18 protein-coding genes and 1 tRNA gene are annotated in these 25,380 nt (G+C 61.3%); 11 read left to right on the top strand and 8 right to left on the bottom strand.

The window, feature by feature from the left end; all coding sequences use genetic code 11:
* Positions 1-36: 36 nt before the first annotated feature.
* Both odhB and MPZ60_RS11485 read right to left on the bottom strand, forming a co-directional pair.
* Positions 37-1,278 (bottom strand): 2-oxoglutarate dehydrogenase complex dihydrolipoyllysine-residue succinyltransferase, encoded by a 1,242-nt coding sequence (gene odhB / locus MPZ60_RS11490; RefSeq protein WP_034352343.1) that lies wholly within the window; start codon positions 1,276-1,278, stop codon positions 37-39.
* 63 nt (positions 1,279-1,341) lie between these two features.
* On the bottom strand, positions 1,342-4,221 hold the full coding sequence (locus MPZ60_RS11485) for a 2-oxoglutarate dehydrogenase E1 component (RefSeq protein ID WP_003055529.1): 2,880 nt from the start codon (positions 4,219-4,221) through the stop codon (positions 1,342-1,344).
* Positions 4,222-4,441: 220 nt separating this feature from the next.
* On the opposite strand from MPZ60_RS11485, the gene MPZ60_RS11480 reads away from it, so the two are divergent.
* The 11 genes from MPZ60_RS11480 (at position 4,442) to MPZ60_RS11435 (ending at position 18,975) form a co-directional block, all read left to right on the top strand.
* Positions 4,442-5,617: an AI-2E family transporter gene (locus MPZ60_RS11480; RefSeq protein ID WP_034352340.1), complete on the top strand. Its 1,176-nt coding sequence runs from the start codon at positions 4,442-4,444 to the stop codon at positions 5,615-5,617.
* Between the two features lie 233 nt (positions 5,618-5,850).
* Positions 5,851-8,916 carry a formate dehydrogenase-N subunit alpha gene (gene fdnG / locus MPZ60_RS11475; protein WP_139032061.1) on the top strand — a complete coding sequence of 1,022 codons (3,066 nt, stop codon included), beginning with the start codon at positions 5,851-5,853 and terminating at the stop codon, positions 8,914-8,916.
* A 12-nt stretch (positions 8,917-8,928) separates the two neighbouring features.
* Entirely contained in the window at positions 8,929-9,858 is a 930-nt protein-coding gene (gene fdxH, locus MPZ60_RS11470; protein WP_034352334.1) for a formate dehydrogenase subunit beta, read from the top strand.
* Positions 9,855-10,481, top strand: coding sequence for a formate dehydrogenase subunit gamma (locus tag MPZ60_RS11465; RefSeq protein WP_003066500.1), 627 nt, complete (start codon positions 9,855-9,857; stop codon positions 10,479-10,481). Before fdxH ends, MPZ60_RS11465 begins: the two co-directional genes overlap by 4 nt.
* An 82-nt stretch (positions 10,482-10,563) precedes the next feature.
* On the top strand, positions 10,564-11,529 hold the full coding sequence (gene fdhE / locus MPZ60_RS11460; protein ID WP_034352331.1) for a formate dehydrogenase accessory protein FdhE: 966 nt from the start codon (positions 10,564-10,566) through the stop codon (positions 11,527-11,529).
* A gap of 89 nt (positions 11,530-11,618) precedes the next feature.
* Complete coding sequence (gene selA, locus MPZ60_RS11455) at positions 11,619-13,058, top strand: L-seryl-tRNA(Sec) selenium transferase (RefSeq protein ID WP_034352565.1); 1,440 nt, start codon at positions 11,619-11,621, stop codon at positions 13,056-13,058.
* A 96-nt stretch (positions 13,059-13,154) separates the two neighbouring features.
* On the top strand, positions 13,155-15,080 hold the full coding sequence (gene selB, locus MPZ60_RS11450; RefSeq protein WP_034352329.1) for a selenocysteine-specific translation elongation factor: 1,926 nt from the start codon (positions 13,155-13,157) through the stop codon (positions 15,078-15,080).
* A 184-nt stretch (positions 15,081-15,264) separates the two neighbouring features.
* Positions 15,265-15,360 (top strand) — tRNA-Sec (locus MPZ60_RS11445).
* 82 nt (positions 15,361-15,442) lie between these two features.
* Complete coding sequence (locus MPZ60_RS25215; RefSeq protein ID WP_034352326.1) at positions 15,443-15,739, top strand: DUF6538 domain-containing protein; 297 nt, start codon at positions 15,443-15,445, stop codon at positions 15,737-15,739.
* A 393-nt stretch (positions 15,740-16,132) separates the two neighbouring features.
* Positions 16,133-17,830: a dihydroxy-acid dehydratase gene (locus MPZ60_RS11440; RefSeq protein ID WP_034352324.1), complete on the top strand. Its 1,698-nt coding sequence runs from the start codon at positions 16,133-16,135 to the stop codon at positions 17,828-17,830.
* A 125-nt stretch (positions 17,831-17,955) separates the two neighbouring features.
* The gene (locus MPZ60_RS11435; RefSeq protein WP_080746076.1) at positions 17,956-18,975 is read left to right on the top strand and encodes a tripartite tricarboxylate transporter substrate binding protein; all 1,020 of its coding nucleotides are present in this window, start codon (positions 17,956-17,958) and stop codon (positions 18,973-18,975) included.
* Positions 18,976-19,034: 59 nt separating this feature from the next.
* Here the strand turns inward: MPZ60_RS11435 and MPZ60_RS11430 are convergent, their stop codons facing one another.
* The 6 genes from MPZ60_RS11430 to MPZ60_RS11405 form a co-directional block, all read right to left on the bottom strand.
* On the bottom strand, positions 19,035-20,015 hold the full coding sequence (locus tag MPZ60_RS11430) for a tripartite tricarboxylate transporter substrate binding protein (protein WP_224650860.1): 981 nt from the start codon (positions 20,013-20,015) through the stop codon (positions 19,035-19,037).
* A 97-nt stretch (positions 20,016-20,112) separates the two neighbouring features.
* Entirely contained in the window at positions 20,113-21,252 is a 1,140-nt protein-coding gene (locus MPZ60_RS11425; protein ID WP_034352317.1) for a porin, read from the bottom strand.
* Between the two features lie 245 nt (positions 21,253-21,497).
* Positions 21,498-22,484 (bottom strand): tripartite tricarboxylate transporter substrate binding protein, encoded by a 987-nt coding sequence (locus MPZ60_RS11420; RefSeq protein WP_034352313.1) that lies wholly within the window; start codon positions 22,482-22,484, stop codon positions 21,498-21,500.
* Positions 22,485-22,672: 188 nt separating this feature from the next.
* Positions 22,673-23,128 (bottom strand): aconitase X swivel domain-containing protein, encoded by a 456-nt coding sequence (locus tag MPZ60_RS11415; protein ID WP_034352310.1) that lies wholly within the window; start codon positions 23,126-23,128, stop codon positions 22,673-22,675.
* Complete coding sequence (locus tag MPZ60_RS11410; RefSeq protein WP_034352307.1) at positions 23,125-24,408, bottom strand: aconitase X catalytic domain-containing protein; 1,284 nt, start codon at positions 24,406-24,408, stop codon at positions 23,125-23,127. Before MPZ60_RS11410 ends, MPZ60_RS11415 begins: the two co-directional genes overlap by 4 nt.
* The gene (locus tag MPZ60_RS11405) at positions 24,405-25,265 is read right to left on the bottom strand and encodes an IclR family transcriptional regulator (RefSeq protein ID WP_052087148.1); all 861 of its coding nucleotides are present in this window, start codon (positions 25,263-25,265) and stop codon (positions 24,405-24,407) included. The genes MPZ60_RS11410 and MPZ60_RS11405 overlap by 4 nt, the downstream gene beginning before the upstream one ends.
* Between the last annotated feature and the right edge of the window lie 115 nt (positions 25,266-25,380).

Raw genomic sequence — 25,380 nt, 5'->3', positions numbered from 1 at the left:
TTGGTGGTGGGCTTTGTAGAAGCTCGATCTGCTGAATTACAGATCAAACAGGAGGCGAGAAGGATCTTCCAGCGCGTCCTTCATGGCCACCAGGCTCAGCACGGCTTCGCGGCCGTCGATGATGCGGTGGTCATAGGACATGGCCAGGTAGTTCATGGGACGGATCACGATCTGACCGTTCTCGACCACGGCGCGATCCTTGGTGGCGTGCACGCCCAGAATGGCGGACTGGGGGGGGTTGATGATGGGGGTGGACATCATCGAGCCGAAGGTACCGCCATTGGAGATGGAGAAGGTACCGCCGGTCATTTCTTCAATGCCCAGCTTGCCTTCCTTGGCCTTCTGACCGAATTCGACAATCTTCTTTTCGATGTCGGCGAAGCTCATCTGGTCTGCATTGCGCAAGATGGGCACCACCAGGCCGCGAGGCGAGCTCACAGCAATACCGATGTCGAAGTAGCCGTGGTAGACGATGTCGTTGCCGTCGATGGAGGCATTGACTGCGGGGAACTTCTTCAGGGCGTGCACTGCAGCCTTGACGAAGAAGGACATGAAGCCCAGCTTCACGCCATGTTCCTTGGTGAACTGGTCCTGGAACTTCTTGCGCAGTTCCATCACGGGAGCCATGTTCACTTCGTTGAACGTGGTCAGGATGGCGTTGGTAGCCTGGGATTGCAGCAGACGCTCGGCAATACGGGCACGCAGACGTGTCATGGGCACGCGCTGCTCGGGACGGTCACCCAGGTTTTCCTTGGTCACGGGAGCTGCCACCTGAGGCAGAGCCGCCTTGGGAGCACCGGTGGGAATGGCTGCGCCAGCCTTGATAGCACCCAGAGCGTCACCCTTGGTCACGCGGCCGTCCTTGCCTGTGCCGGCCACGTTGGCAGCGGACAGGTTGTTGTCGGCCAGGATCTTGGCAGCAGCAGGCATGGCCACGCCGCTCTTGTCGGCGCCGGCAGGTGCGGCGGCCACGGGGGCTGCAGCAGGAGTCGCAGCAGCAGCGGGGGCGGCAGCAGGAGCAGCGGCACCGGCGACGGCTTCGGAGTCGATCTTGGCGATCACTTGCTCGGCAGCCACGGTTGCGCCGTCGCCTTGCAGGATTTCGGTGATCACGCCAGCCGAAGGAGCAGGCACTTCCAGCACGACCTTGTCGGTTTCGATTTCGATGAGGATTTCATCGACGGCCACGGCCTCGCCGACCTTTTTCTTCCAGGTCAGCATGGTGGCTTCAGTGATGGATTCGGACAGCTGGGGGACTTTAACTTCAACGATTGCCATTTTGAATTCTTTCCAAAGATGTTTCTTGTGCCCCCTGTCCTCGGACAGGGGGTGTCGCCTGTATTACTTGGTCAGGACAAAGCCCTTGAGCTTGGCGAATGCGCCTTCCACCAGTGCCTTTTGTTGCTCTTGGTGCAGATGTGCGTAGCCAACGGCGGGCGAAGCGGACGCAGCGCGACCGGAGTAGCCCAGCTTCTGGCCTTCACGCATGTTCTCGTGGATGTTGTGCTGGATGAAGAACCAGGCACCCTGGTTCTGAGGCTCATCCTGGCACCACACGATGTCAGTAGCGTTGGCGTACTTCTTCACTTCGGCGGCGAACGCCTTGTGGGGGAAGGGATACAACTGCTCGACGCGGATGATGGCGACGTCCTTGGATTCCTTCTCGGCACGCTTCTTGACCAGATCGTAGTACACCTTGCCCGAGCAGGCGATGATGCGCTTGACCTTGGCAGCGTTCTTGACGATGGTTTCGTCCTGCTCGGGGATCACGGTCTGGAAACCACCAGAGGTGAATTCGGACAGGGGCGACGTGGCGTCCTTGTTACGCAGCAGCGACTTGGGAGTCATGATGACCAGCGGCTTGCGCAGGCCACGAACCATCTGGCGACGCAGCACGTGGAATATCTGGCTGGCCGTTGTGGGCTGCACGATCTGCATATTGGTGTCGGCAGCCAGCTGCATGAAGCGTTCCAGACGCGCCGAGCTGTGCTCGGGGCCCTGGCCTTCATAGCCGTGAGGCAGCATCAGTGTCAGGCCGTTGACACGACCCCACTTCACTTCACCGGATGCGATGAACTGGTCGATCACCACCTGGGCGCCGTTGGCGAAGTCGCCGAACTGGGCTTCCCACACCACCAGGGTGTTGGGATCGTTCGATGCATAGCCGTATTCAAAGCCCAGCACCGCCTCTTCGGACAGGATGGAGTCGATCACGACGAACGGAGCCTGATTCTCGGCAGCGTTCTGCAAAGGAATATATGTGCCCTCGTCCCACTTTTCACGCTTCTGGTCATGAACCACGGCGTGACGGTGCGTGAAGGTGCCGCGACCCGAGTCTTCACCCGACAGACGCACGGGATAGCCCGAAGCGACCAGGGAGCCGAAGGCCATGGTTTCACCCATGCCCCAGTCCACGTTCACATCGCCGCGGCCCATGGCTGCGCGATCGTCGTACACCTTCTTGACCAGGGCGTGAGGGTTCACGCTGGCAGGCAGAGTCGTGATCTTCTCGGCCAGGCGCTTCCACTCGGTCAAGGGAATAGCTGTGTCGCCAGCGTCGGTCCAGGTCTTGCCCACGAAGGGGCTCCAGTCCACAGCGTACTTGCTCTTGAAGTTGGTCAGCACCACGTCCTGGGTGTGACGGCCTTCGTCCATGGCGGCGCGATAGGCCTTGACCATGTCGTCGCCCAGCGTGTCGCCCAGGCCTTGAGTGGCCAGCTTGTCTGCGTACAGCTTGCGAGTGCCGGGGTGGGCAGCAATCTTCTTGTACATCAGAGGCTGTGTCAGTGCAGGAGTGTCTTGCTCGTTGTGACCCAGCTTGCGGAAGCAGATGATGTCGACCACCACGTCCTTGGAGAATTCCATACGGAATTCCAGGGCCAGCTGCATGGCCAGGCACACGGCTTCGGGATCATCGCCGTTCACGTGCAGCACGGGCGACTCGATCATCTTGACGATGTCGGTGCAATACAGCGTGGAGCGCAGGTCGCGAGGGTCAGAGGTCGTGAAACCGATCTGGTTGTTGATGATGATGTGAACCGTACCGCCGGTGGTATAGCCACGGGTTTCGGACAGCGCCAGGGTTTCCTGGTTCACGCCCTGGCCGGCGAAGGCTGCGTCACCGTGCACCAGCACGGGCAGCACTTGTTTGCCCATGGGGTCGTCGCGGCGGTCCATGCGCGAGCGCACCGAGCCTTCCACCACGGGGTTGACGATTTCCAGGTGCGAGGGGTTGAAGGCGAGCGACAGGTGAACGGGACCGCCCTTAGCAGACACGTCGGAGCTGAAGCCCTGGTGATACTTCACGTCACCGGCAGGCAGATCTTCGGGAGCAGTGTGATCGAACTCGGCGAACAGATCCTTGGGAGCCTTGCCCAGGGTGTTGACCAGCACGTTCAGACGGCCACGGTGAGCCATGCCGATCACGACTTCCTGCACGCCCTTGGCGCTGGCAGAGTTGATCAGCTCGTCCATGGCGGCGATGAAGGACTCACCACCTTCCAGCGAGAAGCGCTTCTGACCCACATACTTGGTATGCAGATAGCGCTCCAGACCTTCGGCAGCGGTCAGGCGGTCCAGGATGCGCTTTTTCTCGTCCGCATTGAAGACGGGCTTGGAACGGATGGATTCCAGGCGTTGCTGCCACCAGCGCTTCTGATTTTGATTGGTGGCATACATGTACTCGGCGCCCAGGGTGCCGCAGTAGGTTTCGCGCAGAGCATTCATCAGCTCGCGCAAAGTCATGCTTTCCTTGCCGAAGAAAGTGTTGCTGGTGTTGAACACCACTTCCTGGTCGGCGTCGGTGAAGCCGTAGAAGGAAGGCTCCAGCTCGGGAATTTCGGGGCGCTCGGTGCGCTTCAGAGGATCCAGGTCGGCCCAGCGCTGACCCACGTTGCGGTAGGCTGCAATCAGCTGCTGCACGGCCGTGCGTTTACGACCCAGCTCGGAGTCAGCGCCCGAGGCCACCACCACCTTGGTGCCGCCCTGCTTTGCGCGCTCTGCGAAAGCATTGATCACGGGCAGGTGGGGAACGTCCTTGTTGTCGGTGCCGTCGACTGCAGGCACATGCTGCAGGGCATCGAAGTATTCACGCCAGGAATCGGGAACGCTGCCGGGGTTGGCCAGGTAGTTCTCGTACATCTCTTCGACATAGGGCGCATTGCCGCCGAACAGATAGGTGTTGCCTTGATAGGCTTGATAGATCGTTGACTGATCGCTCATATCTCGCTGACCTCCGCTTTCCTTCGGAAAGCATTAGCTGGTTTGTAGAACCTCCCGCGACACGGCTGTACCGATTGGCGGATGCGACTGTGGCTGGGGAAGGGCCTTGAGTTGCGGCAGCCATTGTGCCACTGTTCAAAGTCTTGGTCTTATAAAAGACAAGATGTTTACACCCCTGGGAGTCGCTTACATTGCGGGAACTCCATAAACAAGGATTCGCATGCCGCTTTTGCCGCTTCACAAACGTGCATTCATTCTTCTTTTAATAGCAGTAACCGCAGGATTCGGCTTGGTTCTAGAGGAATATGCCGTAGCCATCTTCTGGGGTGTGGTGTTTGCCATCGTCTTCGCCCCCCTGCACCGCAAGCTGCTGATGCGCATGCCTAACAAGCCCACGCTGGCCGCGCTGGCAACCTTGCTAATTAGTCTGGTAATGGTCATTTTGCCGCTGTCTCTGATAGGCCTCTCGCTCATCAAGGAGACTGCCGCCATCTACGATCGAATCAGCAGCGGCAACCTGTCCGCCGGCAGCTACGTGGAGCAAGTCTTCAATGCCCTTCCCTCCTGGCTGACGCCGTGGATGGAAAAACTGCACCTGGGCACTCTGGAGGAAATCCAGACCAAGCTCTCCAACATCGCCCTGCAGGCCAGCAAGCTCGCCGCCACCAAAGCTGTGGGGCTGGGTCAGAACACCCTGGGCTTTGTGGTGGGCTTTGGCGTCATGCTCTACCTGATCTTTTTTCTGCTGCGTGACGGCAAGGAGTTGGTCGCACGCATCTGGGCAGCCACACCGCTCGCACCCGAACACAAGCGCGAACTGGCCATCAAGTTCATTACCGTCATCCGGGCCACAGTCAAGGGCAATCTGGCCGTTGCAGCCGCCCAGGGCGCGCTGGGGGGGCTGATTTTCTGGATTCTGGGCATTCAGGGTGCAGTACTCTGGGCCGTGGTCATGGCTTTTCTGTCGCTGCTGCCAGCAGTGGGGGCAGGCCTGGTCTGGGGGCCGGTGGCTATCTACTTTCTGGCAACGGGCGCCGTCACCAAAGGCCTGATCCTTGCCGCTTATGGCGTACTGGTCATCGGCCTGGTGGACAACGTGTTGCGCCCCCTGCTGGTCGGCAAGGACACCAAAATGCCCGACTATGTGGTTCTGATCTCCACCCTGGGGGGCATGGCCTTGTTCGGTCTTTCGGGCTTTGTGCTCGGTCCCGCCATTGCCGCCCTGTTCATGGCGGCCTGGGAGTTGTTTGCCACCATGCAGGAGCAGGAGGAGAAGCTGCTGAACCAGGAAATCGCGCAAAAGCGCACATCAGCCGATCCGCAACAGCCTGTAGAAGGCCCTGCCCCCACCGTCGCGCCCCCTCCTGCCGAAACACGCAAAAGCGACACAGATTAGGGATTTCCTGTTCAACCCGGCCTGCTGACCGATGGCTTTTCGAGCTGAAAGTTGATAGGTTTAGAGGTGTAGGTTGAAAACTATCGCCATCATTAAGAAAAACAAAAACGAAACATAAAACTCAAAGTCGCTCAACGTTACTCAAGAATTAAGGGTTTGTAACTGCTATCAAAAATGGGGGGGGTCGTAAAATTTGCTTTCACATAAGCGTTCATACGAAAAGGTACCCCACAATGGACCAATTCTCCAGACGCCAGTTCATGAAAGTGACTGGTTCGACTCTGGCGGGTTCAAGCTTGGCGCTGATGGGCTTCTCACCCACAGCCGCCCTTGCTGAGGTGCGACAGTACAAACTGTCAGCCACCACCGTAACCCGTCAAACCTGCACCTACTGCTCCGTAGGCTGCGGCATCCTCATGTACTCCCTGGGCGACGGCGGGAAAAACTCCCGTCTGTCCGTGATGCACGTGGAAGGCGACCCGGATCATCCGGTCAATCGCGGCACGCTGTGCCCCAAGGGTGCATCGCTGCTGGACTTTGTCCACAGCCCCAGCCGCCTCAAGTACCCCGAATACCGCGCCCCCGGCTCGTCCGAGTGGAAGCGCATGTCCTGGGACGAGGCACTGAACCGCATCGCCAAGCTGCTCAAGGAAGACCGCGACGCCAATTTCGTTGAAACCAACGAAAAAGGCCAGAAGGTCAACCGCTGGCTGACCACCGGCATGCTGGCCGCTTCGGCCTCCAGCAACGAAGCCGGCTACATCACGCACAAAGTGGCCCGATCCTGGGGCCTTCTTGCACTCGATAACCAAGCACGTGTCTGACACGGCCCGACGGTGGCAGGTCTTGCCCCGACGTTTGGCCGTGGAGCGATGACGAACCATTGGGTCGACATCAAGAACGCGGACGTTATTTTGATCATGGGCGGCAATGCCGCCGAAGCACACCCCTGCGGCTTCAAGTGGGTGACCGAAGCGAAGGAGCACAACAAGGCTCACTTCATGGTGGTCGATCCGCGCTTCAACCGCTCGGCATCCGTGGCTGACTTCTATGCGCCGATCCGCTCCGGCTCGGACATCGTCTTCCTCGGTGGCGTGATCAATTACCTGCTGACAAACGACAGGATTCACCACGAGTATGTGAAGAACTACACGGACTTCTCATTCATCGTGCGCGAGGACTTTGCGTTCGACGAAGGTATTTTCTCCGGCTACAACCCTGAAAAGCGTACCTATGACAAGGCGTCGTGGGACTACGAACTGGGTGAAGACGGCTTCGTGAAGGTCGATCCCACTCTGGAACACCCTCGCTGCGTCTATCAGTGGCTCAAGAAGCACTACGCCGGCTATACCCCCGAGAAGGTGGAATCCATCTGCGGCACACCCAAGGAAAAATTCCTGCACGTGTGCGAGAAGCTTGCTTCGACCGCCGAAGCCGGCCGTGTTGCCACCATCCTGTACGCACTGGGCTGGACCCAGCACACCACGGGTGCGCAGATCCTGCGTACCGGCGCCATGATCCAGCTGCTGCTGGGCAATATCGGTATCGCTGGCGGCGGCATGAACGCGCTGCGCGGCCACTCCAACATCCAGGGCCTGACGGACCTGGGCATCCTGTCTGCTTCGCTTCCCGGGTACCTGACGCTGCCAAACGAAGCCGAACAGGACTACAACCAGTACATCGCCACTCGCACGCCCAAGCTGCTGCGTCCCGGCCAGATGAATTACTGGTCGAACACGCCCAAGTTCCATGTCAGCCTGATGAAGGCGTGGTGGGGCGCGGCCGCAACTGCTGAAAACAACTGGGCGTTCGACTATCTGCCCAAGTTGGACAAGCAGTACGACATGCTGCAGATCTTCGAGATGATGACGCAGGGCAAGGTCAACGGCTATATCGCTCAAGGCTTCAACCCCTTGGCGGCTCTGGCCAATAGCAACAGCGTGCGCGAAGGTCTCAAGAAGCTGAAGTTCCTGGTCATCATGGATCCGCTGGTTACGGAAACTTCGGAATTCTGGAAGAACCACGGCGAATTCAACGACGTGGACTCGGCTTCGATTCAAACCGAGGTGTTCCGCCTGCCTACCACTTGCTTCGCCGAAGAAGACGGTGCCGTGGTCAGCTCCTCGCGCGTGCTGCAGTGGCACTGGAAGGCTGCCGAGCCCCCAGGAGAGGCCAAGACCGACATTGCCATCATGTCTGGTCTGCACCTGCGCCTGAAGGCTCTCTATCAGAAGGAAGGCGGCAAGTTCTCCGAGCCCATCACCAACCTGTACTGGCCTTACGCTGAAGCCGATCACCCCTCTTCCGAGGAAGTGGCCAAGGAATACAACGGCCGTGCGTTGGTGGATCTGTTCGATCCCAAGGACCCCACCAAGCTCATCCGCAAGGCCGGCGAGCAGTTGGCGGGCTTTGGCGAAATGCGCGATGACGGCACCACCCTGGGTGGCTGCTGGATCTGGGCTGGCAGTTGGACCTCTTCCGGCAACCAGATGGCTCGTCGTGACAACAGCGATCCAACAGGCATCGGCAACACGCTGAACTGGGCCTGGGCCTGGCCTGCGAATCGCCGCGTGCTTTACAACCGCGCGTCTTGCGACCGCCAGGGCAAGCCCTTCAACCCAGAGCGCGTGCTGATCAAATGGAACGGCAAGCAGTGGGGTGGAGCGGACGTGCCGGACGTGGCCGTGGGCCTGGATCCCGAGGTGATCAATCCCTTCATCATGAACCCCGAAGGGGTGGCCCGTCTGTTTGCTCGCAAGGGCATGGCAGAAGGTCCGTTCCCCACGCACTACGAGGCGTTTGACAACCCGCTGGGCTACAACCCCATGTACCCCAACAACAAGCAGGCCGTCATCAGCCCCGTGATGCGCATCCTGGCAACTGCCAAGGACACGCAGGGCGACCCCAAGGACTACCCGCATGTAGGCACGACCTACCGCCTGACCGAGCACTTCCATTACTGGACCAAGCATGTTCAGCTGAACAACATCGTTCAGCCCGAACAGTTTGTGGAAATCGGCGAGGCACTGGGCAAGGAACTGGGCATAGAGACCGGCCAGAAGGTCAAGGTTTCGTCCAAGCGCGGTTTCGTGAAGGCGGTTGCCGTGGTGACCAAGCGCATCAAGCCCATGAAGATCGATGGCAAGACCATCCATCACGTGGGTGTGCCGATTCACTGGGGCTTCTCCACGACGGGACGCAAGGGCTATCTGGCGAACAACCTGACAGCCTCCGTGGGTGACGGTAACAGCTTGACCCCTGAATCCAAGACCTTCCTCGTGAAGGTGGAAAAGATCTAAGGAGCCACGCTGATGTCCTCAACCATGTCTCTCGATATCAAACGCCGTTCGGCCACGACAACCCCCTCACCGAGCGCACGCGGTGCGCACGCGGGGGAAGTCGCCAAGCTGATCGACGTCTCCAAATGCATTGGCTGCAAGGCTTGCCAGACCGCCTGCATGGAGTGGAACGACCTTCGCGACGAAATCGGCACGGTTGCCGCAGGCGTCTACGACAACCCGACGGATCTGACGTCGGAGTCTTGGACCGTGATGCGCTTTGCCGAGTACGAAAACGAAGCCACAGGCAATCTGGAGTGGCTGATCCGCAAGGACGGCTGCATGCACTGCGAAGACCCGGGCTGCCTGAAGGCCTGCCCCTCGCCTGGCGCCATCGTCCAATATGCCAACGGCATCGTGGACTTCCAGCAAGACCAGTGCGTGGGCTGCGGCTACTGCGTCACGGGCTGCCCGTTCAACATTCCGCGCATCTCCAAGAAGGACAACAAGGCGTACAAGTGCACCTTGTGTTCGGATCGCGTGGCTGTTGGTCAGGAGCCCGCCTGCGTCAAGACCTGCCCCACGGGCGCCATCCAGTTTGGCACCAAGGAAGCCATGCAGGAACAAGCGTCCCGCCGTGTCGTGGACCTCAAGGAACGCGGCTACGAAAAGGCAGGCCTCTACGACCCGCAAGGCGTGGGCGGCACGCACGTGATGTACGTTCTGCATCACGCGGACAAACCTTCGCTGTACAAGGGCCTGCCGGACGATCCGTCCATCAGCCCCATGGTGTCGCTGTGGAAGGGTGTAGCCAAGCCTCTGGCCATGGCCGCACTGGGCGCAGCCGCAATCGGCAGCCTGTTCCACTACATCACCAAGGGACCCAACGACGTGTCCAAGGACCTTGAGGATGAAATGGAACGCAAGGACGCCGAAGCGCTGAACAAGGAGAACGGCAAATGAAACGCAATCCTCGCGACCTCGTGCGCTACAACGCATCGGAGCGCGCCAACCACTGGGTGGTAGGCATTTGCTTCATCTTGCTGGCCCTGTCCGGTCTGGCGTTCTTTCACCCGGCCTTCTTCTGGTTGACCAATCTGTTCGGTGGCGGTCCCTGGACCCGCATCCTGCACCCCTACATCGGGGTTGTCATGGGCGCATTCTTCGTCATCATGGCCTGCCGTTTTGCCAAGCTCAACATCGTTGAGCCGCGCGACATCGAATGGCTCAAGAACGTCAACAAGATGATCGATGGCGACGACCACGACATGCCCGAACAGGGCAAGTACAACGGCGGTCAGAAGCTGTTGTTCTGGGGCCTGGTAATCGGCATGCTGCTGATCGTGATCACCGGCTTTCTGATGTGGCGCGCTTGGTGGACATTGCCGGTCAACGTGGTGCGAGCGGCTTCGGTGGTTCACGCCATCGCTGCCGTGTGGATGATCGGTCTGATCATCATGCACGTGTATGCAGCCATCTGGACTCGCGGCACCATTCGCGCCATGCTTTATGGCACAGTAACGCGAGCCTGGGCCAAGCAACACCACCGCGGCTGGTACCGCAAGATGACGGGTGACAACGACTAAGGTTTTTAGTCCTCTCCCCTAACAACCCAGCCGCCAAGCGTTTATCGGCGCTCGGCGGCTGATTCATTTGGAAACCCTGTCAATGCAACGCATTCTTCAACCCGGTGAAATCGAAGCACTGGATCACACCAGCTTTCCCCGCATCTTGCTGCCCCAGGTAAGCAGTCTGTTCGCCGAACGCGCTGCACGCCTGCGCCAGCTGGCCAACGGCAATCCCATTGCAGACTATCTGCTGTTTGTGGCCCAGATCATGGATGCGCAGCACAAGGCTGCCGCCACTATCGAGATATCTGCACCCGATGCCGAACTCATGGCGCGTGCTCAGGAGCACTCCATGCCCCTGCTGCCCGCAGTGGACACCATCGATCCCGCCTGGCAGGCCGTACTGGACAATATGCTCGACACGCTGCAGGGCAGCGAAGGCCTGCCTGCACCGCTGCAGCCCCTGCTCAAGGAGCTGCGTGCACTGACTCCCGAGACCCGTGCAGACATTGCCAAAAAGCTGCTGCAAAAGGAAGTCGCCGCCCGCCACGTGGGCATGGCACCCTTCATCATGGCTGCGCTGCAAGTGACCTTTGCCAAGCGTTCGGCCAGTCTCAGTGCCCGCGACGTTCCCTACACTGACCCCGCCAGCATCTGCCCCGTTTGCGCCAGCGAGCCTGTGGCCAGCGTCATCCGCATTGGCGGCAAAGTGGCCGGTCACCGTTACGCTCATTGCGGCACCTGCGCCTGCGAATGGCATATGGTTCGCGTCAAGTGCACGCACTGCGAATCGACCAAGGGCATCCACTACCAGGGCATTGACGGTTCGGGCGAAGAAGTTCTGGCCGAGACCTGCGACGAATGCGGCAGCTATCGCAAGATCGTGAGTCAGGAAAAGAACCCCATGGTCGAACCTCTCGTCGACGATCTGGCCAGCCTGATGCTGGATCTGCTGATGAGCGAGACCCAGTTCCAGCGCGCCAGCGCCAATCCTTTGCTGTTTGTGGCCGTGGCCGAAGAGCAGCAAGGCGAAGCCGATCACGAACTAGTGGACCCTGCTGCGTAAACCTGCCGGCTCCAACCGCCACCATAATGAAGGCGGCAGGAAACCCTGCCGCCTTTTTCATTTTTTTGACGACCCGACACACCTTGGCCATGAGCAACACCGCAGCGACCGCCCCTGAAATTTCGCACCCATCCCAGCTTCCCGCCGTGGACAAGGTCTTGCTCGCGAACGAGATGCAGGTGCTGCGCGAGTCCTATGGCCTCGATGCCTGCACCAAGGCAGTCCGCGATGTGCTGACGGGGCTGCGCCAGCAGCTACTGGGTTTTGCCGATCAGCCCGGCCAGAGCGTGCAGGCCGACATCGGCAGCATCGTACAGGCCGCACAACGCCAGCTTCAGACCCGGTTTGCGCCACGCCTGCAAGCCGTCTTCAATCTCACCGGCACGGTGCTGCACACCAACCTGGGCCGCGCATTGCTGCCGCAGGCCGCGATCGATGCCGTGGTACAGGCCATGAACTCCCCGGCCAACCTGGAATATGACCTTGAAGACGGCGGCCGCGGCGATCGCGACGACCTGGTCGAGTCGCTGATCTGCGAGCTGACCGGTGCCGAGGCCGCCACCGTTGTCAACAACAACGCCGCAGCCGTACTGCTGGTGCTGTCCACCATGGCCACGGGCAAGGAAGTTCTGGTCTCGCGCGGCGAGCTGGTGGAAATCGGCGGCGCCTTCCGCATTCCCGATGTCATGACCCGCGCCGGCGCCCGGCTCGTCGAGGTCGGCACCACCAACCGCACGCATGAGAAAGACTATGCAGAGGCCATAGGCGAGAACACGGCCGCGCTCATGAAGGTTCACTGCAGCAACTACGCCATCACCGGCTTTACCAAGGCGGTGAGCGATGCCGATGTTGCCCGCATTGCGCACGACAGCAATCTGCCGATGATTGTCGACCTGGGCAGCGGCACGCTGATCGACATGCGCGACTGGGGCCTGCCCTATGAAGTCACGGTGCGCGAGACGGTCGAGTCCGGTGCCGACATCGTCACCTTCAGTGGCGACAAGCTCCTGGGCGGCCCGCAGGCCGGCATCATCGTCGGCAAAAAGGAGCTGATCACCCAGATCAAGAAGAACCCGCTCAAGCGCGCGCTGCGCGTGGGCAAGATCACGCTGGCGGCACTGGAGCCCACGCTGCGCCTGTATCTGAACCCTGAAAAGCTCGCCCAGGAGTTGACCACGCTGCGCCTGTTCACGCGCCAGGCCGCCGACATGCAGATCCAGGCCGAGCAGCTGCAGCCTCTGCTGCAGCAGGCACTGGGCCAGGACTATGTGGTGGAGATGGCGGCCATGAACAGCCAGATCGGCAGCGGCGCCCTGCCCGTGGAAAATCTGCCCAGCTTCGGCCTCAGGATTTATCCGGCCAGCGGCAAGCATGCGGGTCGCCAGCTGACCCGGCTCGAAGCGCGCTTTCGCGCCCTGCCCCGGCCCGTGATCGGGCGGCTGCATGACGATGCGCTGTGGCTGGATCTGCGCTGCCTCGAACACCCGGCGCAGGCCCTGTTTGCCGCGCAACTGCCGCAGCTGGCCTGAGGCAGTCCCATGGCCCCGGCCCCCGGAATTTATACAAAAACACCTTGCATCGCTTGATACACAAGCGCCAGCAGCCAACAAAACTACAAGCACACCATGATCATCGGAACCGCAGGCCATATCGACCACGGCAAAACCACGCTGGTGCGTGCGCTCACGGGCGTGGAAACCGACCGTCTCAAGGAAGAGAAAGCCCGCGGCATCTCCATAGAACTCGGCTATGCCTACAGCCCGTTGCCCAACGGCGATGTGCTGGGCATCATCGACGTGCCGGGCCACGAGAAATTCGTCCACACCATGGCCGCCGGAGCCGTGGGCATTGACCATGCCCTGCTGGTCGTGGCTGCCGACGACGGCGTCATGCCCCAGACCCTGGAGCACCTGGAAATTCTGCAGCTGCTGGGTGTCAGGCGTGGCAGCGTGGCGCTGACCAAGATCGATCGCGTGCTGCCGCAGCGCATTGCCGACGTGCATCGCGAAATCAACGCCATTCTCGGCGTCACTGCACTGGCGGACAGTCCCATCTTCGAGACCAATGCAGCAGAACCCGGCAATGCCGGCGTACAAGCCCTGCGCGAACATCTGCAGGTGCAGGCCCAGATGATGCAGGCGCGGCCCCGAGACGGATTGTTCCGGCTCGCCGTGGACCGCGTCTTCACGCTGCCGGGCCAGGGCACGGTGGTCACGGGCACGGTCTTCAATGGCCAGGTGCGGGTGGGCGACACGCTGGCGCACTCGGCCAGTGGTCAGGCCGTGCGTGTGCGCAGCATTCATGCACAGAACCAGAGCAGCGACAGCGGCGTCGCCGGCCAGCGCTGCGCACTCAATCTGGCGGGCATAGGCAAGGACGAGATCGAACGCGGCGACTGGATCATGGACCAACGTCTGCTGCAGGCCACGGACCGCCTCGACATTCATCTGCATCTGCTCAGCGAAGCGCCCTTGCTGGCTCAGTGGACGCCAGTCCATGTGCACCTGGGCACCAAGCGCACCACGGGCCATGTGGCACTGCTGCAGGACAAGGCCATAGAGCCCGGTACCGAAGCCCGCGTGCAGCTGGTGCTCGATGCGCCGGTCTTCGCCCTGCCCGGCGACCGCCTGATTCTGCGCAACGCCCAGGCCAGCCGCACCATCGCCGGCGGCATGGTGCTCGACCCCTATGCCCCGAGCCGCAAGCGCCGCAGCGCAGAGCGCATGGCCTACCTCGACGCCATGGAGCAGCTAATCGCCCGCAACGACTTCAGACCGCTGATCGTACAGGCCCCGCACGGCATTGCACATTCGCAGCTGGTGCGTCTGAGCGGCCATGCCTTCCCCGAGGCCAGCCTTGCCGACACCATCCAGTTGCCCATCGCTGGCGGCGATGCCCTGGTGCTTGGTCTGCAGCGCTGGCAGCAGTTGCAGACCCAGGTCATCGACAGCCTGGCGCGCTTTCATGAAAAATCGCCCGACGAGCCCGGCGTCAACGCGGCCAGACTGAGGCGCATGACCTTGCCCGGCCTGCAGCAAGGCAGCTACGACGCGCTCTATCAGGGCCTGGTCGATGCCCTGCTCAACAGCCAGTTGCTAGCCAGCACCGGCGCCTGGCTGCATTTGCCGCAACACAGCGTGCAGCTGAGCAGCGCCGAGCAGACGCTGGCCGAAAAACTGCTGCCCGCCATTGCTGCAGGCCGCTATGACCCGCCCTGGGTGCGCGATCTGGCGCGCGACAATGCTGCAGGCGAAGAGCTGGTGCGCCAGTTGCTCAAAAAGCTTTCGCGCCAGGGCCAGCTGTTCCAGGTCGTCAAGGACTTGTTCTATGCACCGTCGCGCATGGATGAACTCGCCGCCCTGGTGGCCGACATCGCCAGCCAGCACGCCAGGGGTGAAGTGGAAGCCAGCGCATTCCGCGACGCCACGGGTCTGGGCCGCAAGCGCGCCATCCAGATTCTCGAATTCTTCGACCGAACCGGCTACACGCGCCGCGTGCGCGACGCCCATCTGCTGCGCCCTGATGTTCATTGGAATAGCACGCCACGCTGAGCCTGCAATGAAAATCAGCGGAAATCAGTCCAGATTCCTTATCCCGCTTACGCAACAAGCTATCAAATCAGAATAGACCGGGATATGCGGCCTTGACGTGCTGTTTGTCATCAGCTGCCGGATTGCTGGCTACAATCACCGTCTTATCTTCTACAAGAGTGGCTGCTGCCACTCTTGACTCAAAGGAAGGCAATCGTGCCCGGTGGCGCGGCCGGGCTTCAAACCCGGTGGGGGGCGTCAGCCGCTCCCGGGTTGGTTCGACTCCAGCTGCTTTCCGCCACCTCTTTTTTCGCTTGGGTGATACACCCAAGTGATACATCAAACGTCACATCGTTCATCAACCTTTTTGTTGAAACGATGACATGGCAACAGTCGAAGGACTGAACCTCAGAGGCACCCGGTTCTATCTCCGTGTCCTCATCCCTGAAGACCTCCAGGCTGCTTACGGCAAAACGCGGGTTAACCTCTCCCTACGCACCGGCGACCGCGCTACGGCCGTTCTAAACGGCCTACGCGCCAAGGCGCAGTGGCTGGAAGAGTTCGCCGCCATGCGTAGTGCCAACCCCTTCCCCATACTGGCAGCACCGCAGCGGAGGCTTTCCTGGCACAGAGCAACGGGATACACCTTGCCAACACCAAGGCCAGCAGCAGCCCCCTAGAGGCACACAGCGCGACACGCGGGGCCACCGTAGCCACGAGCCATGCGACTGGTCGCGACCAGCACTTGGTCTGCCGCAATCAGCGCTGGTGCATGGTTCAGCCGAGGCATGCACCATTCCCACCCGGGCTTTAACGCTCATAGGGCTAAGCAGAAGCGATTGAAGTCGCCGGTCAAAGTATCTCCCGCATTTCGAACGAAAAACTTGTTGCCTTTGTTGTTCTCCGTTCCTAGCTTGTGTGGAACTTGAAGTGATTCTCCGTCCATCCTTCTAGGTGCTACTACCGTGAGTTTTTTTGAAATTTAATTTCATAATTTTTATTGGCAGCTCAAATGCAACTGTGTCTAGCCTTGCTGCAGCTCACAGCGCCGACTCCCATTTCAGAAAGACTCCATGAATCGTCCCAAAGTCACCCAGCTACGTAGCAACTTCCCTCGCGGCTCCTATCTTTGGTCGGTGCGCAACGCGCACTGGCGTGCTCTAGGGATACCCGAGGAGGATTGCGAGAAGCCGAAGATCGCCATAGTCAACAGCAGCTCGGAGCTCGCTGCCTGCTTCAGCCATCTGGACCAAGTCGCTGCGGTCATCAAGCAGGCCATACGCGACGCGGGCGCCGTGCCCTTCGAGATACGCACGGCAGCACCCAGCGACTTCATCACCGGCGCGGGCGCTCGGGGCGCCTACATGCTGGCCGCACGAGACCTGGTTACCAATGACATTGAGGTGGCCATTGAAGGTGCACAACTCGACGGTATGGTGTGCCTGACCTCCTGTGACAAGACGGTACCTGGCCAGCTCATGGCGGCCGCGCGGCTCAATATTCCGACGCTTATGGTTCCCTGCGGCTACCAGGCCAGCGGCGAGTACCAAGGCAGGCATACCGACATTGAGGATGTATTCATCGGCGCGATGCATGCAGTCACAGGAAACATGCCAGTACAGGAGTTGGTATGCATGAGTCGCGAGGCCATACGCTCGCCGGGCGTCTGCTCCGGCCTGGGTACCGCCAACTCCATGCACATCGTCTGCGAAGCGCTAGGCATGGCCCTGCCCGGCAGCGCTCCAGTGGCAGCGCTGAGCGCCAAGATGATGGACGATGTCCGCGCCGCAGGTACGCGCATCGTGCAAATGGTCTGGGATGATCTGCGCCCGCGCGAGATCCTCACCGAGCAGGCTTTCGAGAATGCCGCCAAGGCCGTGCTGGCCGTGGGGGGCTCGGTCAATTGCATCAAGCATCTGCAGGCAGTGGCTCGCGAAGCGCAGAGCCATGTCGACATCTATGCCTTGTTCGAGCGTTTCCAGCATCAGGTACCAGTGCTGGCAGCTCTTCGTCCCGTGGGCGAGCGCCTGATTGAGGAATTCGAGGCCGCGGGTGCGACACGTGGCCTGTTGGCGCAGTTGCGGCCTCTGCTGCGACTCGATGCTCTGACCGTAACCGGCCACACGCTTGAGCACAATTTGCAAGAGGTTGTAGTCGCCGACGAGGAAGTCATACGCCCTCTGGCCCGCCCTGTCGCCACCCTACCCGCCATCACCATGCTGCGCGGCAATCTCTGCCCGGACACAGGCATCGTCAAAACCGGAATTCACGAACGCAAGTCGCGTCGCTTCACCGGCCCGGCCATCTGCTTCGAAACGTCGGACGCCGCTGTGGCGGCCCTGAAGAACGGCAGCATACGCGCCGGCCATGTGGTGGTGATGCGTGGCGCAGGCGTCAAGGGCGGGCCGGGTATGGGCGGCGGTGCTTCGCGCGTGGTCTTCGGCATCGATGGAGCGGGACTGGGCGAGCATGTCGCGCTGCTGACCGACGGCCATCTGTCCGGCCTGGTGTGCAAGGGGCTGGTCGTGGCCGAGGTTTCCCCCGAAGCTGCAACCGGAGGTCCCCTCGCTCTAGTGGAGGACGGCGACACCATCACCGTGGACCTGGACAGCCTGCGCTGCGACCTGCATGTGGACGACGCCGAGATGGCCGCCCGCCGTGCACGCTGGCAGCCGGCTGCGCCCTTGTTCGACAGCGGCTGGCTCAGACTCTACCGCAGCAATGTGGCGCCGGTCACTCAGGGCGCAGTGCTCGCCGCCCAGGACAAATAGTTAGTCAGTGCCGGGGCCGCGAACTCCGACTCCAACCCGGCCTCACAGGGCCGCAGGCGCGACCTTGGAAAGCGCCGCCTGCCACCTGTCACTCTCTCGAATCCGCTCACAAAAAAAGGAAGGCTATGGAGACAAGACCAGAACTGAATCCCGTCCGCGAATCGGGCGCATATCTGCCGCGCAGAACACTGCTGCAATGGCTGGGTGGCACGGCAGCCGCGGTCTGCGGTTCGGCGTGGAGCCAGCCCTCCGCAGCGTTTCCATCACGGCCGCTGCGCATGATCGTTGGCTTTGCGCCCGGTGGCGCGGCAGACGCCTTGGCGCGCATCATCGCCCAGGGACTGTCCTCCGAGTTACGCCAACAGGTGATCGTAGACAACAAGCCCGGTGCCGAAGGCATACTCGCCGCGCAGGCACTCCTGGCCGCTCCAGCCGATGGACACACGTTGATGCTGGGCACCAATACCGCCATGGTGTCCGTACCCTTGCTCAGGCCTTCTGCGCCATATGATCCATTCAAGCAATTCACGCCGATCAGCACGGCCGGGCAGTTCTCCATGTTCCTGTTGGTCCCTTCCAGCTTTGCGGCCCGCAATATCAAGGAATTCCTCGATGAGATAAGCCGCAAGCCGGGCCAGTACAACTCTGCCTCAAGCAACAGCGCATCGGAGTTGGCCATGCTCCAGCTGCTGGGCAAAGAGCGCCAAGTGACCAATGTGCGCTACAAGGGCGATGTTCCCGCCATGACCGATCTGGTGGGAGGACAGATACAGATGCTGTTCACCACCGGCACCACGGCTCCAGGCTTTGTCAAGGATGGACGCGCCCGCGCGCTGCTGACCCTGCAGAACGAGCGCAGCGTGCTGCTGCCCGAGGTTCCCACTGCGCGCGAGGCCGGGCTCGGAGCGCTGACCATTCTTCCCTGGGCGGGCTTCTTCGGACCGGCCCGCATGCCGACTGCCGTCACCGACAGCCTGTCACAGGCTTTGCAGAAAGTGCTGCAGCAGCCCGCCATCAAGCAACAGCTTGCCCAGCAAGGCTTTGATGGTTACGGCATGGCGCCCGAACGCTTCATGACCTTCTTTCGCAGCCAGTACGACACCTTCGACAAAATGGTGCGCGAATTCAATATAAAGTTCGAATGAGGTACTGGGCAGGCCCGCGGACGGCCATATTGCCGTCTCGCGAACCGCCCTTCACGCGCTCAGTCCAGCTTGACACCGGCCTGCTTGATCACCTGTGACCAGCGGAGCATTTCCTTTCGGATCAGGTCATTGAACTCCCTGGACGTTGAGCCCACCGGAGTCAGACCGGCCTCGGCCATGCGCCGCTTCATCTCGGGTGTGGCAAGAATGCGGGCAATCTCGGAACTGATCCTGTCCACCACAGGTGCCGGCGTGGCGGCAGGAGCAACCAGGCCAAACAGGCTTTCCACCGAAAAGTCGGCCAGGGTTTCGTTGGCTGCGGCCAGATCGGGGGCGATCGGTGAGCGCCGAGGACCGATAACTGCGATGGCCTTCATGCGTCCCGACCGGATGTGGGGCAGTGACGAGAACAAGGGGTCGAAGATCAGGTCCACGCGTCCTCCGAACACGTCCTGGTAGGCCCCGCCATTCCCCTTGTAGGGCGTGTGCAGCATGTCGATCCCTGCCGTTAGCTTGAGCAACTCGGCCGCCAGGTGCATGGAGCTGCCAGCGCCCGGCGAAGCGTAGCTGAGTTTGCCCGGTTGCTGGCGCGCATAGTCGATCAGCTGCTTGAGATTTGCGACCGGCAGGTCGGCTCTGGCCGAAATCGCAATTGGAGAAGTCGCCAGCAGGCTCACGCCAGTGAGGTCCCGCGTGGTATCGAACGGCATCTGTGGACGCAGTCCGGGATTGATAACATGCGAAGTGACCACCATTCCCAGCGTATGTCCATCGGGCGCCGACTTGGCTACGAAGTCCGTGCCCATCACTGTTCCGGCTCCGGGCTTGTAAACCACCAGAATGGGCTGCCCCAACGCTTGTTGGAGGGGCTTCTCCAGCAAGCGCGCCAGCAGATCCACGGCACCACCCGGTGCATTCGGTACGATGAGTGTGATAGGTTTGCTGGGAAACGCGGTAGCGGCTTGTACTGCGGAAGGCGCGGCAAACGCAGCAAGCGCGCTGCCCATGGCCGCTAGCAAGTGACGACGTGGCATTGTCATGATGTTGACCCTGTATAAATCCATTAGCGGAAGCCGGCACCGCCGCCTCCGCTTGGGCGTCGCATTTATGCGACGCCCTTACGGATGGAGTTTGTGGTTAGAACATGTGGCGCAGGCCTATTTCAAGGCCTGAGGAGTTGCGGCCGGCCAACGGCGAACGACCGCCGCTGACGGCATAGCTTGCCTGCCCGCGGTTGCGGATATGAGCATAGGTGCCATACAGCGCCGTGCGCTTGGACAGATCGTGCACGTAACCGATACCAACTTGACGAGCATCGTTGGCGCTGCGGGCCGAACCATCCGTATTGAGCAAGCCCCCAGAGCTGCCGTCATTCAGCATGGCATAGCTCAGGCGCACCTTGCCCTGCGTGGAAACGGGGATGTGCGCGCCCAACTCATAGCTGCGCTTTCGAACCTTGCCGCCTGACAAATCCACGTCCACTTGGTTGTATAGGGCGAACAACTTGGCAACGCCGAGGTTGTAGCTGGCACCAATATTGGCATGGGTGTAGTCACCGATAGTTGCAGTACGCGCGTAGCGGGTGCGGCTGATGCCTGCGGCTACATCTAGCGCGCCCTGGGCATATCCCAGGCGGCCGCCAGCAAAGTTGCCGTCGTTTTCCTGTGGCGAGCCGGAGCCGTTCTCACCAAAACCCACCATGGCCATGCCGTACCAACCGCCCAGGTCCTTGGGTAGCCAGTAGCTGACGGCATTGCTCACCACGGTGGTGGTGTAGAGCGATCCGCTGCCCACCGCCGCGAAAGTCAGATTGCCGGCTCTGGCCACCCCATTCTGGTTGAAGGGGTCGAAATAGATATTGTTCCAGTGCGTAGGCGCGAAGTCATGCCCGAGTCTCACTTCGCCCATGGGACCGGCAAGGCTCACATAGGACTGGCGGTCGAAGGTCAGGCTGGTGGTCGACTGAGCGCCGCTGGCTTGGTTGTTGGTATTGCTGGCGCGGCCCGTGCCGGTATCAGGGTTGAGGCTGCCTTCGAGCACAAAGCCCGCACTCCAGCCGCTGCCCAGGTCCTCGCGCCCTCGAAAGCCCAGGCGGCTCGTGGCGTAGCCGCCGTTGGAGACACCAGTCACGCTGCCTACGCCGCCTGCACTGGTGCGCTGCAGCCCGACATCCATGATGCCATACAGTGTGACGCTGCTGCTTTGCGCCTCAGCCAATTGCGGCAGTGCACCGGCGCAGGCCAGCGCACACGCCCATTTCCATGATCCGTTCTTCATATGTCTCCTCCAGGTTCCAAAAATCCGCCGTGATGGCTGGATGTGCCACGGGTGTGGCTGTTGCAGTCCCGCTGAAAGCCGGCAAGGGCCCGGCAACGGTCCTGATACGCTTGCAATGCCCCTACCCTCACGGCACACCAGGCCATGCGGCAGCCCGACCCGCTGCCTGAGGCGGGCCTGAGTAGTGCATGGCTTGAAATAGAGAGATTGCGCCCTGAGCAGAGCTTGGGGCTCAGGGGGGAAACCTACTGCTTGGGAATACCGGCTTGCTTGACGAGACTGCCCCAGCGCTCATAGCTGTCGCGTACCATGGAAGCAAGATGCTCAGGTGTAGAGCTTTCTGCGGTGTAGGCTCCGTTACGGTAGAACTCCTGCACCTTGCCGTCGGCAATGGCCTTGACGAGTGCGGAGTTCAAAGCCTTGACAATTTCAGGAGGCAGCTTGGCTGGGCCGAACCAACCGAGCCAGCTGGTCAGATCCATGTTCTTGAGGCCTTGTTCGGCCAGGGTTGGCACGCCAGGGAGCAGCGCCGTGCGCTGCGGCGCCGCCACACCAATGATGCGCACCTTGCCGGTGGCCGCGTTCTGCAATGCCGCTGGAGCCGCATCGAAGGCCATCTGCACACGGCCGGTCATGAGATCTGCCGCCATGTCCGCACCGCCGCGGTAAGGAATGTGCACAAGGTCCAGGCCCTGCTGCTGGGCGAACACCTGACCAAACACATGGGCAGAAGTGCCCGTTCCGAATGACGCATAGCTGATTCCGCCCGGCTGGCTCTTGGCGTAGCGCACCAGCTCCTTGACGCTGTGCACGGGCAAAGTCGCGTTGACCACCAGCACTAGCGGCCCCGCTCCACCCAGCGACAGCGGCGTGAAGTCCTTCTGCGGATCGTAGGTGGCAGCCTTCATGGTGTGCGGGTTCTGCGCGAACGTGGATGAGGCTGCGTAGAACAGGGTGTAGCCGTTGGGAGCGGCCTTGATCACCTCCTGTGCGGCTACCAGCGTTCCGGCACCAGGGCGGTTGTCGACAACCACGGTGGTACCGAGGATCTCTCCCAACTTCTGGGCCACCACTCGGGCCTGGCCGTCAACGCCGCCGCCTGGAGAGAAAGGCACAACTACCCGTATAGGGCGCTGAGCTTCAGGGAAGGCAGGGGCCGCGGCCAGGCTGCCACAGCCTAAAGCCATGGTCAGGGCGGTCAGGGAAAAAGCGCGTCTGTTCCAGAGTTTCATTTTTGTCTCCTTGTATTTGTTCTGGGGATGCGGCATAGCTCGTCAAAATCGAGCGGCATGCACCATCCCTGCGTGTCGTGGCACGCATTCATCGGTGATGGCTTGGAATCGGGGCCTGGCCGACGTAGCCTAATAACTGTCTTGCCCGTTCGCCCCGGTCGTCTGCGGCCCAGTGTCAGGCCTGGCGGCTACGGGACTGTCGGCTGCTCTTGCGCTCGCCTGAGCAACTGCACGATGCCCTTGTCCGCATCCACCCGAACCCAGTCACCGGTGCGCAGCACCACCAGCGGGTCGGCATCGAAGTCGGTCATTGCTGGCGCTCGTGTGACCACCGCGCCCAGAGCGATCTTGGTGCTCATCTCCGTGAACAGCATGGCCGCCGGAGCCACGCCCATGGAGCGCGTCAGGTGAAAGGCATTCGACCAGCCCGAAGAGCCCTTGGCGCCGGGAAACACCAGCACCTTGCCCGCAAAGCTCTGCCCCCTCAGCGGGTGGCGGGTTTCCACGATGGTGCCGGTGCGTGAATCGATGCCGCCCCAACCTGAAATATGGGCCTCGGTGCACAGCACCTCGCCCTCCACGCAGCCGCCCACCACCTTGCGCCCGCACAGGACCTGCTGATCCATGATGTCCACCGTCGTCATGCGTAAGCCCCCTTCCACTGGCCCGTGCATGCAGCGTCGATGCATTCGGCCGTTGTTCCAAACCATGCTTGCACGCCCAGGATGGCGGGCAGGTAATGCGCCTGCTTGGCCGAGTCCAGCGCCACGACCTTGGTGCCCTGAGGCGTGGCCCGGCTCATGGCCGAGCAACTGTCGGACATGAGCACGCCGCCCGCCTCTTCGATGATGCGGGTGTAGCCATTTTGGTCGGCCAACGCCTTGATGGCTCTCGGCGTGAAAATCCACAGTGCGCTGTTGTCATGCACCTTGCGCCCTTTCAGTAGCATGGCGGCTTCCCAGATCTGCTCTATCGTGTAGTGGGGGCATCCCAGCATCACATAGTCCACCTGGCTGTCGCGGGCCGTGTGATTGAGTTTTTCATAGGCCTGGCGGCGTTCTGCCTCGCCATAGCGCAGCACATGCCGCGCCGACCTGCCGCCCAGAGCCTGCTCCAGCGTATTGGCCTCGGGCGTCGTGCCCACCAGGTGATACATCTCCACGCCTCCCGAAGAAGCTGCGGCAGCACCGAAATGCTTGAGCCGGGCTAGGTCGGGCGTTGACCTCAGGCCGCTGACCACGGGAACGCTTTCCTGCACCAGTTCGCCGATGTAATAGCCCAGCAAGCCCCAGTCGGCCGTGGTTTCCACGGGCACCTCAAGCTGGATGTGGTGGGTGGCCAATCGATGCTGATCAAGATGAAAGCCCCAGTAAGGGATTTTTCCAGTCAGCGAAGCAGCTCCAGTGCTTTCACGCCCTTCGGTGTTCGTGCGAGCGCCCAACACCGAGTTGCAATAGACGACCGCCGAGGACTCCATCCAGGCACAGTGCTCACCGCGCGTGGGAATGTTGCCGACCTGGTAGGGCGTGCAGGTGTTGAGCAGTTGTATGCCGTGCTCTGCCGTATAGCGCTCCCCCTGCTTGTAGAAGTGGACGATTTCCTCGCTCAGTCCCATGCGCTGCGGCTGTTGCGGATCGAAGCCCAGTTGCAGATGGCTGGTGAAGGCCTTGACGGGCGGAATGCTGACCACGTCGTCGCTGTCGAGGTTGAACTCGGAAAACACCGCATCCATCCCGCCTTTTTGCCGCGCATAGTCCCTCATGAAAGGCGTGGAGGCACTGACGGTGCCGCAGACATTGCGTGTATCCACCAAGCGCTCCGCGCCCAGTGCTTCACCGTAACGCACCAGCAAGTCCATGGCGCGCTGGACTGCTGGGCCTTCATGGCCGTCGTACATGGCCTTCTCTTGGTCGGTCAATCTCATGGGTTCCTTCTTTGTAATGATTGGGACAGGGGCAAACTGCCTCCTATGTCCTGGGCAATGCTGGCTGCCGTGGCCAGCAGCGGCTTTGCCACCTCGCCGTGCAGCTTCTCGGCATTGAAGGCAAAGGCCGGACCTCCGCAGTTCAATGCCATCACTTCCCCGTTCGGTCCTTGTATGGGCGTGGCCAGGGAGCCAATCTCACGGTGCCACTCGCCGAAAGAGCCCGCGTAGCCGCACCGGCCGGCTTCGGCCAGCGCGCTGTCCAGCCCCGGCAGCAGGCGCGGCCATTCGGAACCGCGCGACAGATGCAGGGTCTCGATCAGCTGCGCACGCTCACGTTCGTCGACGCCGGCCAGATAGGCTCGGCCCAGTGCCGAATTGGGCAGCGGCACCCGCGAACCCACATCCAGCGTGCTGGATATCATGGACATGCGCGGTCGGCTGACCTCGATGAGCACCATCTCCAGACCATCACGCACCGCCAGCAGCACGGTTCCTCCCGTAAGGTCTGCCAACGTCTGCATATGGGGGCGGGCACGTGCACGCACGTCCAGTCCCGAGAGAAAGGCCTGGGCCATTGAAACCACTCCAGCCGCCAGTTCAAAGCTCTCAGTGGCGGCGTTCTGACGTAGCAGACCCAGCGAAACCAGTGTTGCGGCCAGGCGTGTGACCGTGGGCTTGGGTATGCCTGTACGCTCCGATAACTCGGTGTTGCTGAGCACTCTGTCTGTACGGCTGAAGCAACGCAGCACGGCGATTCCGCGCTCCAGGGCACTGACCGTATCACCCTTGCTCAAGGCGGTCTGGCCCAGGTCGCCGGCATGCATGGAAGAGGAGGCTTTGGAAGGTCGGCTCATGTGTGCTCGTAGATAGTCAATTGAAGATGCACAGTGTGGCAGTTCCCGGCCCCGACGTAGCGAAGACCTGGCACTGCGGCTCTCCGCGATGGCGTCCAGTCGTCGCATGCCGAAG

This window comes from Comamonas sp. 7D-2 (assembly GCF_022749555.1).
GTDB classification, from domain to species: domain Bacteria; phylum Pseudomonadota; class Gammaproteobacteria; order Burkholderiales; family Burkholderiaceae_C; genus Comamonas; species Comamonas thiooxydans.
This window is presented reverse-complemented; position numbering and strand designations above follow the sequence as displayed.